Raw genomic sequence first — 15,713 nt, forward strand, 5'->3', positions numbered from 1 at the left:
CGCCCCCGGGCTATGGGTTTCTCAAGTCACTCTTCGTTGTAACGATAGCCGATGCCGTAAAGCGTTTCGATGGCCGAGAAATCCGGATCGCCCTGGCGCATCTTCTTGCGCAGCCGCTTGATGTGGCTGTCGATGGTCCGGTCATCGACATAGACCTGATCGTCATAGGCCACATCCATCAGCTGGTCGCGGCTCTTGACGAAACCGGGGCGCTGGGCGAGCGCCTGCAACAGCAGGAATTCGGTCACCGTCAGCGAGACGTTCTGACCCTTCCAGGTCACGGCATGGCGCAGCGGGTCCATGGTAAGCTTACCGCGCACCAGCACCTTGTTCTCTTCGGGCGAGGGACCGGAATCCGAGGCGATCACCTCCTGGCGGCGCAGCAGCGCGCGGATCCGTTCGACCAGAAGGCGCTGGGAAAACGGCTTCTTCACATAGTCGTCGGCCCCCATCCGGAGGCCCAGAACCTCGTCGATCTCGTCATCCTTGGACGTCAGGAAGATCACAGGCATGCTGGATTTCTGGCGGACGCGCTGCAACAGGTCCATCCCGTCCATGCGGGGCATCTTGATGTCGAACACCGCCATGTCGGGCAGGCGCTTGTTGAACGCGTCCAGCGCGGCCTGGCCGTCATTGTAGGTTTCCACCTCGAAGCCCTCGGCCTCAAGCGTCATGGAGACGGAGGTCAGGATGTTCCTGTCATCGTCAACGAGCGCAATCCTCGACATGGGGTATTCCTTGTTCTTCTCAGGGTCAGATATGCCTGATTGTCGGCGCTGTTCTTTCCGGATCGGCGCCGCCGACCCGGTGGCTACCTCCGAATCACGGCGATCTCGTGGCACTACTGAACGCGGAAAACCCTGACAGAATGCTAATCCGTCCGATCCTGCCCCGATCCTGCCGCGCATTCCGGGGACAATCCGGGCGGCGCGCAGGATGATTGCGCTAACGACGCGCTCAATGTCATATGATTGCGCTAACGTCCTTTCCCCGCCTGTTGCTTCATGGAAACGTCATGATATAGCCGCGCCACCGACCAACGCGGCGTCATGGAGTGTGCGAGATGGAAATCGGACGGGTGAACCCGGCTCATCGCCTTGAGGATCAAGGCATCACCGGGCTCGGCAAGGTGCATTACAACCTGCTGGAACCGGCGCTTGTCGAAGCGGCACTGACCCGCGGCGAGGGGCATCTGGGCCAGGGCGGCGCCTTCCTCGTGACCACCGGCGAACATACCGGCCGCTCGCCCAAGGACAAGCATGTGGTCCGCACCGCGGATGTCGAGGATACGATCTGGTGGGACAACAACCGGCCCATGGAACCCGAGGCCTTCGACCGCCTGCATGCCGACATGCTGGCGCATCTGAAGGGCCGCGAGGTCTTCGTCGAGGACCTTTATGCCGGCGCCGACCCCGCCCACCGGCTCGACGTGCGCGTGATCACCGAGATGGCCTGGCACGGTCTGTTCTCGCGCCACCTGCTGCGCCGCCCCGCGCTCGAGGAACTCGACAGCTTCGTGCCCGAGTTCACCATCGTCAACTGCCCCTCCTTCAAGGCCGACCCCGAACACCATGGCTGCCGCACCCGGACCGTGGTCGCGATGAACTTTGCCAAGAAGTTGATCCTGATCGCCGACACCGAATATGCGGGTGAAATCAAGAAGTCGGTCTTCACGCTGCTGAACTACATCCTGCCCGCCAGGGGCATCATGCCGATGCATTGCTCGGCCAACCACGCCACCGGCAACCCGGTCGATACCGCGGTGTTCTTCGGGCTGTCGGGCACCGGCAAGACCACGCTTTCGGCCGACCCCTCGCGCACGCTGATCGGCGATGACGAGCATGGCTGGTCGGACAAGGGCACCTTCAATTTCGAGGGCGGCTGCTATGCCAAGACCATCAGCCTGAGCGCCGAGGCCGAGCCCGAGATCTTCGCCACCACGACCAAGTTCGCGACCGTGATCGAGAACATGGTCTTCGATCCGCACACGCTGGCGCTGGATTACGAGGATGACAGCCTGACGGCGAACATGCGCTGCGCCTACCCGCTGCACTACATCTCGAACGCGTCCGACACGGCGCTGGGCGGGCATCCCAAGAACATCATCATGCTGACCTGCGACGCCTTCGGGGTGCTGCCGCCGATCGCCCGGCTGACCCCGGCGCAGGCGATGTATCACTTCCTGTCGGGCTTCACCTCGAAAGTGGCGGGGACCGAAAAGGGCGTGACCGAGCCCGAGCCCACCTTCTCGACCTGCTTCGGCGCGCCTTTCATGCCGCGTCGGCCAGAGGTTTACGGCCAGCTTCTGCGCGAGAAGATCGCGACCCATGGCGCGACCTGCTGGCTGGTGAATACCGGCTGGACCGGCGGCGCCTATGGCACCGGCTCGCGCATGCCGATCAAGGCGACGCGCGCCCTGCTGGCCGCCGCGCTGGACGGCACGCTCAACGATGCCGAGTTCCGCAAGGATCCGAATTTCGGCTTCGAGGTCCCGCTGTCGGTGCCGGGCGTGGACGACGCGCTTCTGGACCCGCGCCGCACCTGGGCCGATGGCGCGGCCTATGATGCGCAGGCACGGAAACTGGTGGGCATGTTCTCGGAAAACTTCGCCAAGTACCTGCCCTTCATCGACCAGGACGTGAAGGAAGCCGCGATCGGCTGATCCCGGTTCCGCCGTGGAAGCACATGGCCCGGTCCCCGCGACCGGGCCTTTTTCCTGCGCCCTGCGTCAGCCCATCAGCCCCTTGCGGATCAGGTTCAGCGCCGCGACCGTCAGCACCACCAGCGTCGCCTTGCGGAACTTGTCGGGGTTCAGCCGGTCCTGCAACCGGAACCCCAGCATCGTGCCCAGCATCGCCGGAACCACCAGCGCGGCCGAGAAGGGCAAGGTCGTGCCGTTCAGCACGCCCGAGCCCAGATGCGCGGCCAGAAGCATCGCCGCGCCCAGCAGATAGACCACCCCCTGCACGCGCACCATCTCGGCCTTGGCGGTGTCGAAGCTCAGCAGATAGGCGATCACCGGCGGCCCCCAGACCCCCGAAATCCCGCCGAAGAACCCCCCGGCCAGCCCCGTCATCACCTCGGCCCGCGCCCGGTGGCGGGCGGACAGGATCAGCTGTCGGCCAAGCAGCTGCGAGATCGTGAAGGCCGCAATCGGCACGCCCAGCAGCAGAAGCATCGCCCGGGCGGGGATCACGTTGACCAGGGGCGCGCTGGCCGCGATCGCAAGCACCACGCAGCCGATCAGCAGTCGGTATTGCACGACCGACGCCCATGCCGCCCGCGCCCCCTGCCGGAACGCCTGCGCCACATTCGTCACAAGGGTCGAAAGGATCAGCCCCGCCAGCGCCAGCTCGGTGGACAGAAAGCTCGACAGCCCCGAGATCAGGATCAGCGGCATGGCAAAGCCCACCGCCCCCTTGACCAGCCCCGCAAAGAGCGCGACGCCGAAAGCGGCGGCGAAAAGATGGGGATCTAGACCGAAGACCATGGCATTTCCCTGCCTGTTGTCCGGCCTATAACGTGGATCGCGGGGCGCTGCAGCGGCAAAATCCGGCAGACATTATCCTTCACCAGACCCATGGAAATTGAATTTTTGTTGCGCTGCACCTGCGAAGGCCCTATGTCACCCCAAGCCCGATTGAAGGAGACGATTCATGCCCCATGACGGACAGGACATGCCCATGTCGGACAGCGCCATCCTTGCCGATCTGACGATCCTGACCCGCGCAGCGCTTGCCTCGGTCGAGGCGGTGACAGAGGCCGCGCGCGCCGCGCTGTTGCCCCGCGTCACCGAAGGCGACCGCATCTCGGGCAGCCTGGTCGAGACGCATCAGCACGCCGCCCATGGTCTTGCCTGGCTTGCGACCTACGAACAGGCGCTGAAGCAGATGCAGGGCTGGGCCGAGCGGCTGGCCGAGCAGGGCCGGTTCGGCGAGGTCGAGCAACTGATCCTTCAGATCGCCTTTGGCGAATACCTCGCCCAGATCGCCGGCGGCATCCCGATGAGCCAGGGCGAGATCGTGCGTCTGGGCGATATCGGCGTATCGGCCGAGGATCGCCATGCCTTCCACACGCCCGAGGTGACGGCGCTGATCGAGGGCGCCAACAGCCCCGCTGCCCGCGCACGGCTGGTCGTGCTGATGCAGGAACAGGCGGCGAATGTGACCGTGGGGGCCACCGGCCTCGACGAGGAACTGGAAATGATCCGCGAACAGTTCCGCCGCTTTGCCGTCGACCGGGTGGAACCCTTCGCCCATGAATGGCACCTCAAGGACGAGCTGATCCCGATGGAGATCATCGAGGAGATGGCCGAACTGGGCGTGTTCGGGCTGACCATCCCCGAGGAATTCGGCGGTCTTGGCCTGTCCAAGGCGTCGATGTGCGTCGTCTCCGAGGAACTCTCGCGCGGCTATATCGGCGTCGGCTCGCTGGGCACCCGTTCGGAAATCGCGGCCGAACTGATCCTGTGCGGCGGCACCGAGGAACAGAAACAGCACTGGCTGCCGAAACTCGCCAGCGCCGAGATCCTGCCCACCGCCGTCTTCACCGAACCCAATACCGGCTCGGATCTTGGCTCCCTGCGCACCCGCGCGGTCAAGGTGGGCGAGGATTACGAGATCACCGGCAACAAGACCTGGATCACGCATGCCGCGCGCACCCATGTGATGACGCTTCTGGCCCGCACCGACCCGGCGACCAGCGACTATCGCGGCTTGTCGATGTTCCTGGCCGAAAAGACCCCGGGCACCGACGAAGCCCCCTTCCCGACCGAGGGCATGACCGGCGGCGAGATCGAGGTGCTGGGCTATCGCGGCATGAAGGAATACGAGCTCGGCTTCGACCGCTTCAAGGTCAAGGGCGAGAACCTTCTGGGCGGGGTCGAGGGACAGGGCTTCAAGCAGCTGATGCAGACCTTCGAATCGGCCCGCATCCAGACCGCCGCCCGCGCCATCGGCGTCGCGCAATCGGCGCTGGATGTCTCGATGCGCTATGCCCAGGACCGCAAGCAGTTCGGCAAGGCGCTGATCGCTTTCCCGCGGGTGTCCGACAAGCTGGCCATGATGGCGGTCGAGATCATGGTGGCCCGCCAGCTGACCTATTTCGCGGCCTGGGAAAAGGACCACGACCAGCGCTGCGATCTCGAGGCCGGGATGGCGAAGCTGCTGGGCGCCCGCGTGGCCTGGGCCTGTGCCGATAACGGCTTGCAGATCCATGGCGGCAACGGCTTCGCGCTGGAATACACGATCAGCCGCATCCTGTGCGACGCGCGCATCCTGAACATCTTCGAGGGGGCCGCCGAGATCCAGGCACAGGTGATCGCGCGCCGCCTGCTGGGCTGACGCCCCGCCGCAACAAGGGACCGGTCCCGGCCACAGCGCCGGGGCCTTTTCTTTTGGAGCTATACCTCCCGGCCCAGCATCCCGACCAGCCGCGCCCGGGCGCCGGGCAGAGGCTTGTCGCCCATCGCGGGCGCCAGCCATTTCTCCAGGAAATGCCCGGTCAGGCGCAGGCCCTCGGCAATCTCATGCGCCCGCACCGGACCCTGCCCCAACAGGCAGGGCGGCAGCGGCAGCAGACGATCCGCCCATTCGCCCGCCCCCGTGGCACTGACCGCGCGGCCCGTTTTCGGCGAGACATGAACCAGATCGTCGCGATCGCCCGTGACCGCGCAGCGCGTGAGATCCAGCCCGAAGCCCATCTCGTCCAGCAGCGCAAGTTCCCAGCGCAGATAGGCAAGCGGCCAGGCATCGGCATGGCCAAGCAGGTCCAGCAACGTCACCGAGCGGGCGTAAAGCCCGGGATGCGGCGCCCGTTCGGGCAGGGCAAAGGACAACAGCGCGGTGATCGCGTTCAGCCCCGCCAGCGCGCGCGCATCCCCCATCACATGCGCCGCACGGCTGCGGACCGGCTCGACGGTGAAGGCGCCGATATGATCCTCAAGCCGCGCCTTCCAGTTCACGGACAGTTGCGTGCCGGGCTGCAACACGGGCGCCAGCCGCCGCCCCGCACCGCCCCGCACCACGCCCAGATGGCGGCCATGCCGGGCGGTGAACAGCTCGACGATGGCTGCGCTTTCGCCATGGGGCCGTACCCCCAGCACCGCGCCCTCGTCCTGCCACTCGATCATCCGCGCGCGCCCTTCCCCTTCTTCTTGGAAAAAAATACCCAGATCCCGCGGCCCGTCACGAAAAACCCGGCTCGTCCAGAAGATGCCGGCCGTCCCGATCCTCGACCTCGATCACCCACAGATCGGGATCGAAGCCGCGTTGGCGGGCCACGGCCGCATCCACCGCGCGTTCGTCGCCCTCGGCCAGCACGATCCAGACCCGGTCGCCGCTGGACAGATCGAAGGAACGCTGAAACACCCGCGCCTGGCCGTCCAGCGTGTTCAGCTTGACCAGAACCGCGCCTGCCGTGTCGTCGCCATGGGCCACGACGAAAGCCGGAATACCCGCAAGCCGCAGCCGGGCCAGATAGGCATGCACCCAGAACTCGGCGCTCAGGCGGGGCGACATGCTGGCCTCTGGCCCCTGCCGCCACGCACGCTAGGTTGACGCCGACACGCCCTCAGACGAAAGCCCCCCATGCTGGTCCTGCCGCGCTTCTCGAAACCGATCATCGCCGCCGCCATCGTGCTTGATATCATGGTGTTCGCCATGGGCCTGCGCGCCCTTCCGCTGCTGGTGCTGATGCTGCTGGCCAATCTTGCGGTCTGCCTGGTGATCTACTGGGCGATCCTTGGCCATTACTTCACCCCCAAACCGGCGCCGGACGCGGATCAGTCGCCGTCGCGGAAATCGAGCCCCATTTCGGAGTAACGCTCGGCCTCGTCCAGCCAGCCGGGGCGCACCTTGACGGTCAGGAACAGGTGCACCGGGCGGCCGATGAACTCGGCGATCTCGGCGCGGGCGGCCTGGCTGACGGATTTGATCGTCTCGCCCTTGTGGCCCAGCACGATACCCTTGTGCCCGTCGCGGGCGACATAGACGATCTGGTCGATCCGGGTCGAGCCGTCCTTGCGATCCTCCCAGGCCTCGGTCTCGACGGTCAGTTCGTAGGGCAGTTCCTGATGCAGCCGCAGCGTCAGCTTTTCGCGCGTCATCTCGGCCGCGATCATGCGCATCGGCAGATCGGCGATCTGGTCCTCGGGGTAAAGCCACGGACCTTCGGGCAGGGTTTCGGCCAGCCAGCGGCGCAGATCGTCCACGCCATGCCCCCGCTCGGCCGAGATCATGAAGCTGCGCGCAAAGGGATAGGCCTCGTTCAGATCGGCCGACAGCGCCAGCAGCGCCTCGGCCTTGACCCGGTCGATCTTGTTGATGGCCAGCGCCACGGTCCGCCCCTCGGCCACCCGCTCGCGCAGCGTTTCGATTATCGCGTCAACGCCCGCCGTTCGGCCGCGATGCGCCTCGACCAGAAGCACCACGATATCGGCATCCGCAGCCCCGCCCCAGGCGGCGGCCACCATGGCGCGGTCCAGCCTGCGGCGCGGACGGAACAGGCCCGGCGTGTCGACAAAGACGATCTGCGCCTCGCCCTCGATCGCCACGCCGCGGATGCGGGCGCGGGTGGTCTGAACCTTGTGGGTCACGATCGAGACCTTCGCCCCCACCATCCGGTTCAGAAGCGTGGACTTGCCCGCATTGGGCTCTCCGATCAGGGCAACGAAGCCCGCGCGTTGGTTCATGGGATCCTCTTGATGATTCCCGACGCAATACCCCGTTTCCACCCGTCGGGCCATATGCCGCGCGCGTGTTCCCGCCAGGGCTAGCCCGCGGGGGCCTGTGCACTCGACGGTCCGTGCTACCCATGGCAGGCCAGTTTGACGCAGTGCCAAGAGCGGCCCGGGGGGTGACAAGTCTGCGGGTCGCTCAAGCGATGCAAATCCGGCAAGGGAGGAATCCGCCATGCCCAACGTCCGTTTCTTCAGCGGCGAGACCGTGCCTCTCGAGATGCACAAGGTCCGCGTCGTCCAGAAGCTGAACCTGCCGCCGATCGAGGCGCGTCTGGCTGCTGCCTCCGAGGCCGGCAACAACACGTTCCTGTTGCAGAACAAGGACGTATTCATGGACATGCTGACCGACAGCGGCGTGAACGCGATGAGCGATCAGCAGGTCGCAGCGATGATGGTGGCCGATGACAGCTATGCCGGCTCGGCCACCTATACACGGCTCGAGGCCAAGCTGCGCGATCTGTTCGGCATGCACTGGATCCTGCCCACCCACCAGGGCCGTGCCTGCGAGAACATCCTGGCGCAGGTGCTGGTCACGCCGGGCTCGATCGTGCCGATGAACTATCACTTCACCACCACCAAGGCTCATATCGTGCTGAACGGCGGTTCGGTCGAGGAAATCATCTGCGAAAAGGGCTTGCAGGTGACATCCTCGGAACCCTTCAAGGGCGACATGGATGTGGCCGCGCTGGAACGGCTGGTGGCGGCGCATGGCGCGGAAAAGATCGCCTTTGTCCGGATCGAGGCGGGCACCAACCTGATCGGCGGCCAGCCGGTCTCGCTGGCGAACATGCAGGAAGTGCGCGCGGTCTGCGACCGGCACGGGCTGACGCTGGTCTATGACGCCAGCCTGATGGCCGACAACCTCTACTTCCTCAAGGAGCGCGAGGCGGCCTGCAAGGACCTGTCGATCCGCGAGATCACCCGCAAGATCGCCGATCTGTGCGACATCATCTATTTCTCGGCACGCAAGCTGGGCTGTGCCCGGGGCGGCGCGATCTGCATCCGCGACGAGAAGATGTTCCAGAAGATGCGCGGGCTGGTGCCGCTTTACGAAGGCTTCCTGACCTATGGCGGCATGTCGGTGCGCGAGATCGAGGCGCTGACCGTCGGCCTGGAAGAGACCATGGACGAGGACATGATCTCGCAGGGGCCGATCTTCATCGAATACATGGTCAACGAACTGGACCGCCGCGGCATCCCGGTCATCACGCCCGCGGGCGGGCTGGGCTGCCATATCGACGTGATGCGCTTCCTCGACCATGTGCCGCAGGCGCAATATTCCGCGGGCGCGCTGGCCTCGGCGCTTTACATCGTGTCGGGCATCCGCGGGATGGAACGCGGCACGCTGTCGGAACAGCGCAACCCCGACGGCACCGAGCCCTTGGCCAATATGGAACTGGTGCGTCTGGCGCTGCCGCGGCGGGTGTTCACGCTGTCCCAGGTGAAATACGCCATCGACCGGATCGACTGGCTTTACCAGAACCGCGCGCTGGTAGGCGGGCTGAAATTCGTCGATGAGCCAGAGATCCTGCGCTTCTTCTACGGGCGTCTGGCGCCGGTGTCGGACTGGCAGGAAAAGCTGGTGGCAAAGTTCAAGGCCGATTTCGGCAACAGCCTCTGAGGAGCGGCGCTTGCCGGGGGGAACCCCCGGCATGGGGGCGGGCCGGGCGTTATCAGCCTTCGCCCCCGCCCATCCGATCAAGCAGCGCCTTTGCGGCAGCCTGTTCGGCCTGTCGCTTGGCGCCCGCGGTGGCCAGCGCCTCCTCGCCGGTCGAAAGCCGCACGGCGATGGTGAAGACCGGGGCGTGGTCAGGGCCTTCACGGGCGATCTCGACATAATGCGGCGGGGTCAGGCCGCGGGCCTGGGCCCATTCCTGCAACGCGGTCTTGGCATCGCGGGCGTCGGGCTCGACCGCGCCGATCCGCGTCCCCCATAGCCGCAGGACCAGATCGCGCGCCGCCTCGAAGCCCGCGTCGCGATAGACCGCGGCGATCACCGCCTCCATCGCATCGGCCAGCAGCGCCTCCTTGCGCCGTCCGCCCGACATCATCTCGGACCGGCCGAGTTTCAGCACGTCGCCCAACCCGATCTCGCGGGCTACATCAGCGCAGGTCTCGCGCCGAACCAGCGCATTGAACCGCGGCGCAAGCTGGCCTTCGGTCGCGCCCTTGTCGGCCAGCAACAGCGCCTCGGCCATCACCAGGCCCAGAATCCGGTCGCCCAGGAATTCCAACCGCTGGTTGTCCGGCCGGGTGGCGCTGGACAGCGAGGAATGGGTCAGCGCGCGCAGCAGCAGTTCGGGCCGGGCAAAGCTGTGGCCCAAGCGTCCGCTGAACGCGACAAGATCGGCCGACAGCTTCACGCGACTCACTCGATCTTCTTGAAGAACCGGTCGGGTCGCCAGGTCCAGACGAAGAACAGCGACCGCCCCGCGGACGAGAACATCACCCGGTCCGCGCGCCCGATCAGGTTCTCGGCCGGCACGAAGCCGACCCCGCCATTGGCGCGCGCATAGCGGCTGTCCTGGCTGTTGTCGCGGTTGTCGCCCATGAAGAAGTAATGGCCCTCGGGCACGGTAAAGAGCGGCGTGTTGTCCGAGAAAAACCCGTCGCGGATGTTCAGGATGTTGTGCGACGCCCCGCCGGGCAGCGTTTCGCGATAGCGCGACTTGGTGCAGGTGCCGCCCTCGCCCACCGGCGCGTTCTCGCATTGCGGATAATAGCCCATCGGCCCCTGGCGGTCATAGACCTCCTCGAACTGGCCTGCGGGTTTCACATCGACCGGGGCGCCGTTGAGATAGAGCAAACCCTCACGCATCTGCACCGTGTCGCCGGGCATCCCGATCAGCCGCTTGATGAAATCCGATCCGTTCACCGGATGGCGGAACACCACGACATCGCCGCGTTCGGGTTCCGAGGAGAGGAGCCGACCATCGAAGGGGCACATCGAGAACGGGCAGGAATAGCGCGAATAGCCATAGGCCATCTTGTTGACGAACAGGAAATCGCCGATCAGCAGCGTGTCCTTCATGCTGCCCGAGGGGATCCAGAACGGCTGGAAGAACAGGGTGCGGAAGATGCCCGCGATCAGCAGCGCCCAGAAGATGGTCTTGATCGTCTCGACCAGACCGCCATCCTTCTTGTCGCCCGCTTTCGCCATCTGCTTGGTCCTGCCCCTTGTGTCAGCACCCGCTTCATGCGCGGGCGGGCCGGGGGTGTCAAGGCGACGGCCCGACCCCAGCCGCCGTCACGGGCAGGGACGCGCCTCGATCACCACGAAGGCCTGCGCCCAGGGGTGATCGTCGGTCAGCGAGACATGGACGATCGCCTCATGGCCCTCGGGCGTCATTGCGGCCAGCCGCTCGGCCGCCCAGCCGGTCAGCCGCATCACCGGCTGGCCGGTCTCGAGATTGGCCACCGACATGTCCTTCCAGGCGATGCCCATGCGCAGCCCGGTGCCAAGCGCCTTGGAACAGGCCTCCTTGGCGGCCCAGCGCTTGGCATAGGTGCCCGCCACATCGGCGCGGCGCTCGGCCTTCTGCTGTTCGGCCTCGGTGAAGACGCGGTTGCGGAAACGGTCGCCGAAGCGCTCCAGCGTCTGCTGGACCCGCTCGATATTGGCCAGATCGGTGCCGATGCCGAGGATCATTCTACGGTTTCCGGCTTGTCCATGATCGAGTGGCCGACCCCTTCCAGCCATCGGAGCATCGAGTCATTCACCCGACCAGCCCAACCGGACCAGTCCACCTCGGTGACGGCGATTCCCGCGCTTCGCGCGGCGTCGTATGCTTTTCCAGGTGCCTTCCGCATTTCCGCCCAAATAACCTCGCTCGTCGGAACATTGTCGAAATCGGGGATTATGGCACTGCAATCAAAGGAATCCTCTGCATCCACCCTTGCGGCTTCGGGATCGTCATCGGCCGTTAGGGCTGCCTCGAGTTCAGACATGTTCCTGGCGGTTTCACAGGCATCGTGCACCTCCCAGACGAGGCCGCCCGCAATTACCCCTACACCGATGAAGGGAATTGCCTCTCCTGCCGCCGAGGCCATGCTGCGGGCGGCACCCCGCTTCACACGACGCGTCACCCTTTGCGACGTTTCACGAACAATCTCTCGCTGCGCCGCCTGTCGGGACGCCCGGCTGGCAGCCTCGCGCACCGCCTTGGTGCCAATTCCTGCCCCGGCAAGTGCACCCGCCGCCGCTGTATAAAGCCCTTGAACCGAGAAGAGAGCGACGTTGAAAGCCAGTGACGCGACTAGAAGCACCGGTACCATCACGCGCCACGAAGCAACCAGCAATCGGACCGACAAGAGCAACAGAAACAGGATTGCCTGCATGTTATCGGCCCTATAGCAGGTCCCCCCGCCGCGCCTCGTCCATGCACCGGCGCATCTCGGCGATGGCGGGGCCAAGGCCGAGGAAGATCGCCTCGCCGATCAGGAAATGGCCGATATTCAGTTCGCGCACCTGCGGCAGGGCCGCGACCGGTCCGACGGTGTCATAGGTCAGACCGTGGCCGGCATGGACCTCCAGCCCCAGGCTGTCGGCATGGGCCGCCATGGCGCGCAGCCGCGCGAGATCGGCATCGCGCTCGGCAAACCGGGTTTCGGCATGCAGATCGCAATAGGCGCCGGTATGCAGTTCCACCACCGCCGCACCGATCCGCGCCGCGGCCTCGACCTGGACCGGATCGGCGGCAATGAAGATCGACACCCGGCAGCCCGCGTCCCTGAGCGGCGCGATGAACCGGGCCAGCCGGGCCTCGTCCTGCGCGACATCCAGCCCGCCTTCGGTCGTGCGCTCCTCGCGCTTCTCGGGGACGATGCAGACAGCGTGCGGCCGATGCCGCAGCGCGATCGCCTGCATCTCGTCGGTGGCGGCCATTTCCAGGTTCAGCGGCACCTTCAGCGCCGCCATCAGCCCGTCGATATCGGCATCCGAGATATGCCTACGATCCTCGCGCAGATGGGCGGTGATGCCGTCCGCCCCCGCCGCTTCGGCCAGAAGCGCCGCCCGGATCGGATCGGGATAGGCCGACCCGCGGGCGTTCCTGACGGTCGCCACATGATCGATGTTCACGCCCAGCCTAAGACGCGTACCGTCCGCCATGTCCTTGCCCCCTTGTTCCCTGTCCGGCCTCAAGGCCGGTCGTCGGCCTTGCCCGTCTTTTGGCGCAACTCGGCCAGTTTCTCCTTCAGCCGCCCGCGGCGACGGTTTTGGTATGCGGTGATCACCGGAACGCTGAGGTAGTAGGCCACCAGACCCGCGGCAATCCCCGGCGCGATCCCGCCGATCAGATAGGGCAGGAACAGTTCGTGATAGAACTGGCCCAGCTTGGCCCAGTTCGCCTCGGCCCCGGAGAAGACCGCAAGAAGATTGTCGAGAAGATCCTCGCCCGCGCCCCGGAACTTCGCAATGAGCGTGCTCTCGGTCGGTTCATCAAACCGGCTGCCCAGAAGGAAATGCCCGGTCTTCAGCGAGACCATCGCGATCGGTAGAAAGGTTAGCGGGTTGCCGAACAGCGTCGCCAGCAACGCAGCAAGGATGTTGCCGCGAACCGCCCAGGCGACTAGACCGGCAACGAAGAAATGCAGCCCGAAGAGCGGCGTGAAGGAGGCGAAGACGCCTGCGGCGATACCCCGCGCGACCTTGTGCGGCGAGTCGGGCAGGCGCCGCAGCCGATGGGTGACGTAATGGAACGCGCGCGCCCATCCGCCGCGCGGATAGACGCTGTCCAGCATGACCCGGCCGAATCTTCGCTTGTCGCGGCGCTTGAACACCAAGCCGGTCGTCCTCGTGTGCAGGCGGCCGTCACTCGGCGCGCTCGGGGTTCCGATACCGTTCTATCTCGGCGACATCGCTCTCCGCCTCAAGGGCGGTCATCACGGTGTGAAGATGTTCGACGTCCCGCAGGTCAACCTGAATCAGCAAACGGTAAAAATCCGGCTTCTTGTCGACAAATTCCATGTCGGAAATATTGGCCTTCTGCTCTCCGATCAGGGTGCAGATGCGTCCCAGCACGCCCGCATCGTTTCGGATCGTGATGTAAAGCCCGACGCTGTGCACCGCCGGATGCTTGCCCGAATGCCAGTGCAGGTCGATCCAGCGGTCGGGCTGGTCCTCGAACCTTTCCAGCACCGGGCAATCGATGGCATGCACCACTACGCCGCGCCCGCGCCAGGTGATGCCCACGATCCGCTCGCCCGGCACCGGCTGGCAGCACGGCGCGCGGGCGAAGGTCTCGTCGGGCGACAGGCCCACCACCGCGCGGCTTGCGTCGATCTCGTCGCCGCGGGAGGTGGCAAGCTCGGGATAGAGCGCCTCGACCACGTCCTGGGCGCGCAACTCGGCCGAGCCGAGGCGTGCCAGAAGCTCGGCCCCGGAGTGCAGGCCGAAACTCCTGGCCGCAGTCCTCAGCGCCTTGTCGGTCGCCTTCTTGCCGACATGTTCGAAGGCCACGCGGGCAAGCTCGCGGCCGAGCTTGATATAGCGTTCGCGATCCTCCTCGCGCAGCGACTTGCGGATCGCGGCCTTGGCTCGTCCCGTCACCACGATATCGATCCAGGTGGCCTGCGGGCGCTGGCCTTCGGCGGTGATGATCTCGACCGACTGGCCATTCTTGAGCCTTGTCCAGAGCGGCACGCGGATGCCGTCCACCTTGGCGCCGACACAGGAATCCCCGATCCGCGTATGGATCGAATAGGCGTAGTCCAGCGGCGTGGCACCCCGGGGCAGCTTCACCACATCACCTTTGGGCGTGAAGCAGAACACCTGGTCGGTATACATCTCGAGCTTGACATGCTCGAGGAACTCGTCGTGATCCTCGGCACTCTCGAACCGCTCGGTCAGGGACGCCAGCCACTTGGCCGGATCGACGGCAAACGGGTTCTCGGCCCGCACCCCGTCGCGATAGGACCAATGCGCGGCAACACCCGCCTCCGCCACCTCGTGCATCTGGCGGGTGCGGATCTGCACCTCGACGCGCTTGCCGTCGCGCCCCGAGACGGTGGTCTGGATCGAGCGGTAGCCATTCGACTTGGGCTGACTGATATAATCCTTGAAGCGGCCCGGCACCGCGCGCCAACGGCGGTGGATCGCGCCCAGCACCCGGTAGCAATCGCCCTCGGTCTCGGTGATGACGCGGAAACCGTAGATATCGGACAGCCGTGAGAAGCCCTGCTGCTTCTCTTCCATCTTGCGCCAGATCGAGTAGGGCTTCTTGGCGCGACCAAAGACATCGGCCTCGACCTCCTCGCGTTCCAGTTCCTTGCGGATGTCCTGGGTGATCTTCTGAATCACGTCGCCCGATTCGCGTTGCAGCGTGATGAAGCGGCGCATGATCGAGTTGCGCGCCTCGGGGTTCAGGACGCGGAAGGCCAGATCCTCCAGTTCCTCGCGCATCCACTGCATGCCCATCCGGCCGGCGAGCGGCGCGAAGATGTCCATCGTCTCGTGGCTTTTGCGGACCTGCTTTTCATGCGGCAGCGACTTGATCGTGCGCATGTTGTGCAGCCGGTCGGCGAGTTTCACCAGGATCACCCGCAGATCCTTGGACATCGCCATGAAGAGCTTGCGGAAGTTCTCGGCCTGCTTGGTCTCGGAGGAGGACAGTTGCAGGTTGGTCAGCTTGGTCACGCCGTCCACCAGTTCCGCGACCTCGTGGCCGAACAGCCGCTCGACCTCGGAATAGGTGGATTTCGTGTCCTCGATCGTGTCGTGCAGAAGCGCGGTGATGATCGTGGCGTCGTCCAACCGTTGTTCGGTCAGGATCGCGGCAACCGAAACCGGGTGGATGAAATATTCCTCGCCCGATCGGCGATATTGTCCGGCGTGCATCTCGCGCCCATAGGCATAGGCACGCCGAATCAGAGCCTCGTCGGTTCTGGGGTTGTAGTTGCGCACCAGTGAGATCAGGTCTTCGACGTCGATCATCCGGCGGCAAATCCAGGGGGGCGCGTCATGGGCGCGCCCCGG

General features: G+C 65.5%; 16 protein-coding genes. 4 read left to right on the forward strand and 12 right to left on the reverse strand.

Features of this window, described 5'->3' with window-relative positions; translation table 11 throughout:
- Positions 1–26 precede the first annotated feature (26 nt).
- Positions 27–728, reverse strand: coding sequence for a response regulator transcription factor (locus tag EV216_RS02335; RefSeq protein ID WP_132693454.1), 702 nt, complete (start codon positions 726–728; stop codon positions 27–29).
- A gap of 335 nt (positions 729–1,063) precedes the next feature.
- On the opposite strand from EV216_RS02335, the gene EV216_RS02340 reads away from it, so the two are divergent.
- Positions 1,064–2,662, forward strand: a complete 1,599-nt coding sequence (locus EV216_RS02340; RefSeq protein WP_132693455.1) for a phosphoenolpyruvate carboxykinase — start codon at positions 1,064–1,066, stop codon at positions 2,660–2,662.
- A gap of 66 nt (positions 2,663–2,728) precedes the next feature.
- Here the strand turns inward: EV216_RS02340 and EV216_RS02345 are convergent, their stop codons facing one another.
- Positions 2,729–3,490 carry a sulfite exporter TauE/SafE family protein gene (locus EV216_RS02345; RefSeq protein ID WP_132693456.1) on the reverse strand — a complete coding sequence of 254 codons (762 nt, stop codon included), beginning with the start codon at positions 3,488–3,490 and terminating at the stop codon, positions 2,729–2,731.
- 166 nt (positions 3,491–3,656) lie between these two features.
- Between EV216_RS02345 and EV216_RS02350 the strand changes: the two genes are divergently transcribed.
- Complete coding sequence (locus tag EV216_RS02350; protein ID WP_132693457.1) at positions 3,657–5,342, forward strand: acyl-CoA dehydrogenase family protein; 1,686 nt, start codon at positions 3,657–3,659, stop codon at positions 5,340–5,342.
- A 59-nt stretch (positions 5,343–5,401) separates the two neighbouring features.
- Here the strand turns inward: EV216_RS02350 and recO are convergent, their stop codons facing one another.
- Entirely contained in the window at positions 5,402–6,127 is a 726-nt protein-coding gene (recO, locus tag EV216_RS02355) for a DNA repair protein RecO (RefSeq protein ID WP_132693654.1), read from the reverse strand.
- A gap of 58 nt (positions 6,128–6,185) precedes the next feature.
- Entirely contained in the window at positions 6,186–6,518 is a 333-nt protein-coding gene (locus EV216_RS02360; protein ID WP_132693458.1) for a DUF1491 family protein, read from the reverse strand.
- 69 nt (positions 6,519–6,587) lie between these two features.
- Between EV216_RS02360 and EV216_RS02365 the strand changes: the two genes are divergently transcribed.
- Positions 6,588–6,821: a hypothetical protein gene (locus tag EV216_RS02365; RefSeq protein ID WP_132693459.1), complete on the forward strand. Its 234-nt coding sequence runs from the start codon at positions 6,588–6,590 to the stop codon at positions 6,819–6,821.
- On the opposite strand, the gene era is transcribed toward EV216_RS02365, so the two are convergent.
- Positions 6,782–7,690 (reverse strand): GTPase Era, encoded by a 909-nt coding sequence (gene era, locus EV216_RS02370; RefSeq protein ID WP_132693460.1) that lies wholly within the window; start codon positions 7,688–7,690, stop codon positions 6,782–6,784. The genes EV216_RS02365 and era overlap by 40 nt on opposite strands.
- A 220-nt stretch (positions 7,691–7,910) precedes the next feature.
- Between era and EV216_RS02375 the strand changes: the two genes are divergently transcribed.
- Positions 7,911–9,359: a tryptophanase gene (locus tag EV216_RS02375; RefSeq protein WP_132693461.1), complete on the forward strand. Its 1,449-nt coding sequence runs from the start codon at positions 7,911–7,913 to the stop codon at positions 9,357–9,359.
- A 52-nt stretch (positions 9,360–9,411) separates the two neighbouring features.
- On the opposite strand, the gene rnc is transcribed toward EV216_RS02375, so the two are convergent.
- The 7 genes from rnc to EV216_RS02410 form a co-directional block, all read right to left on the reverse strand.
- Positions 9,412–10,101: a ribonuclease III gene (rnc, locus tag EV216_RS02380; RefSeq protein WP_132693655.1), complete on the reverse strand. Its 690-nt coding sequence runs from the start codon at positions 10,099–10,101 to the stop codon at positions 9,412–9,414.
- A 5-nt stretch (positions 10,102–10,106) separates the two neighbouring features.
- On the reverse strand, positions 10,107–10,898 hold the full coding sequence (gene lepB, locus EV216_RS02385) for a signal peptidase I (protein ID WP_132693462.1): 792 nt from the start codon (positions 10,896–10,898) through the stop codon (positions 10,107–10,109).
- 87 nt (positions 10,899–10,985) lie between these two features.
- The gene (gene acpS / locus EV216_RS02390) at positions 10,986–11,387 is read right to left on the reverse strand and encodes a holo-ACP synthase (protein WP_132693463.1); all 402 of its coding nucleotides are present in this window, start codon (positions 11,385–11,387) and stop codon (positions 10,986–10,988) included.
- Entirely contained in the window at positions 11,384–12,076 is a 693-nt protein-coding gene (locus EV216_RS02395; protein ID WP_132693464.1) for a hypothetical protein, read from the reverse strand. Before EV216_RS02395 ends, acpS begins: the two co-directional genes overlap by 4 nt.
- Positions 12,077–12,086: 10 nt before the next feature.
- The gene (locus EV216_RS02400) at positions 12,087–12,848 is read right to left on the reverse strand and encodes a pyridoxine 5'-phosphate synthase (RefSeq protein WP_132693465.1); all 762 of its coding nucleotides are present in this window, start codon (positions 12,846–12,848) and stop codon (positions 12,087–12,089) included.
- A gap of 29 nt (positions 12,849–12,877) precedes the next feature.
- Positions 12,878–13,519: a DUF2062 domain-containing protein gene (locus tag EV216_RS02405; RefSeq protein WP_341539352.1), complete on the reverse strand. Its 642-nt coding sequence runs from the start codon at positions 13,517–13,519 to the stop codon at positions 12,878–12,880.
- A 31-nt stretch (positions 13,520–13,550) separates the two neighbouring features.
- Positions 13,551–15,671, reverse strand: a complete 2,121-nt coding sequence (locus EV216_RS02410; protein WP_132693467.1) for a RelA/SpoT family protein — start codon at positions 15,669–15,671, stop codon at positions 13,551–13,553.
- Between the last annotated feature and the right edge of the window lie 42 nt (positions 15,672–15,713).

Origin of the sequence: Rhodovulum steppense (genome assembly GCF_004339675.1) — a bacterium.
Taxonomy (GTDB): domain Bacteria; phylum Pseudomonadota; class Alphaproteobacteria; order Rhodobacterales; family Rhodobacteraceae; genus Rhodovulum; species Rhodovulum steppense.

Bases quoted from the DNA above. Each gene is read 5' to 3' on its own strand.
- lepB (WP_132693462.1), bottom strand. From the start codon at position 10,898: ATGGCGAAAGCGGGCGACAAGAAGGATGGCGGTCTGGTCGAGACGATC.
- EV216_RS02400 (WP_132693465.1), bottom strand. From the start codon at position 12,848: ATGGCGGACGGTACGCGTCTTAGGCTGGGCGTGAACATCGATCATGTG.
- acpS (WP_132693463.1), bottom strand. From the start codon at position 11,387: ATGATCCTCGGCATCGGCACCGATCTGGCCAATATCGAGCGGGTCCAG.
- EV216_RS02345 (WP_132693456.1), bottom strand. From the start codon at position 3,490: ATGGTCTTCGGTCTAGATCCCCATCTTTTCGCCGCCGCTTTCGGCGTC.
- EV216_RS02335 (WP_132693454.1), bottom strand. From the start codon at position 728: ATGTCGAGGATTGCGCTCGTTGACGATGACAGGAACATCCTGACCTCC.
- EV216_RS02365 (WP_132693459.1), top strand. From the start codon at position 6,588: ATGCTGGTCCTGCCGCGCTTCTCGAAACCGATCATCGCCGCCGCCATC.
- EV216_RS02375 (WP_132693461.1), top strand. From the start codon at position 7,911: ATGCCCAACGTCCGTTTCTTCAGCGGCGAGACCGTGCCTCTCGAGATG.
- EV216_RS02395 (WP_132693464.1), bottom strand. From the start codon at position 12,076: ATGCAGGCAATCCTGTTTCTGTTGCTCTTGTCGGTCCGATTGCTGGTT.
- EV216_RS02340 (WP_132693455.1), top strand. From the start codon at position 1,064: ATGGAAATCGGACGGGTGAACCCGGCTCATCGCCTTGAGGATCAAGGC.
- EV216_RS02410 (WP_132693467.1), bottom strand. From the start codon at position 15,671: ATGATCGACGTCGAAGACCTGATCTCACTGGTGCGCAACTACAACCCC.
- EV216_RS02350 (WP_132693457.1), top strand. From the start codon at position 3,657: ATGCCCCATGACGGACAGGACATGCCCATGTCGGACAGCGCCATCCTT.
- EV216_RS02360 (WP_132693458.1), bottom strand. From the start codon at position 6,518: ATGTCGCCCCGCCTGAGCGCCGAGTTCTGGGTGCATGCCTATCTGGCC.
- era (WP_132693460.1), bottom strand. From the start codon at position 7,690: ATGAACCAACGCGCGGGCTTCGTTGCCCTGATCGGAGAGCCCAATGCG.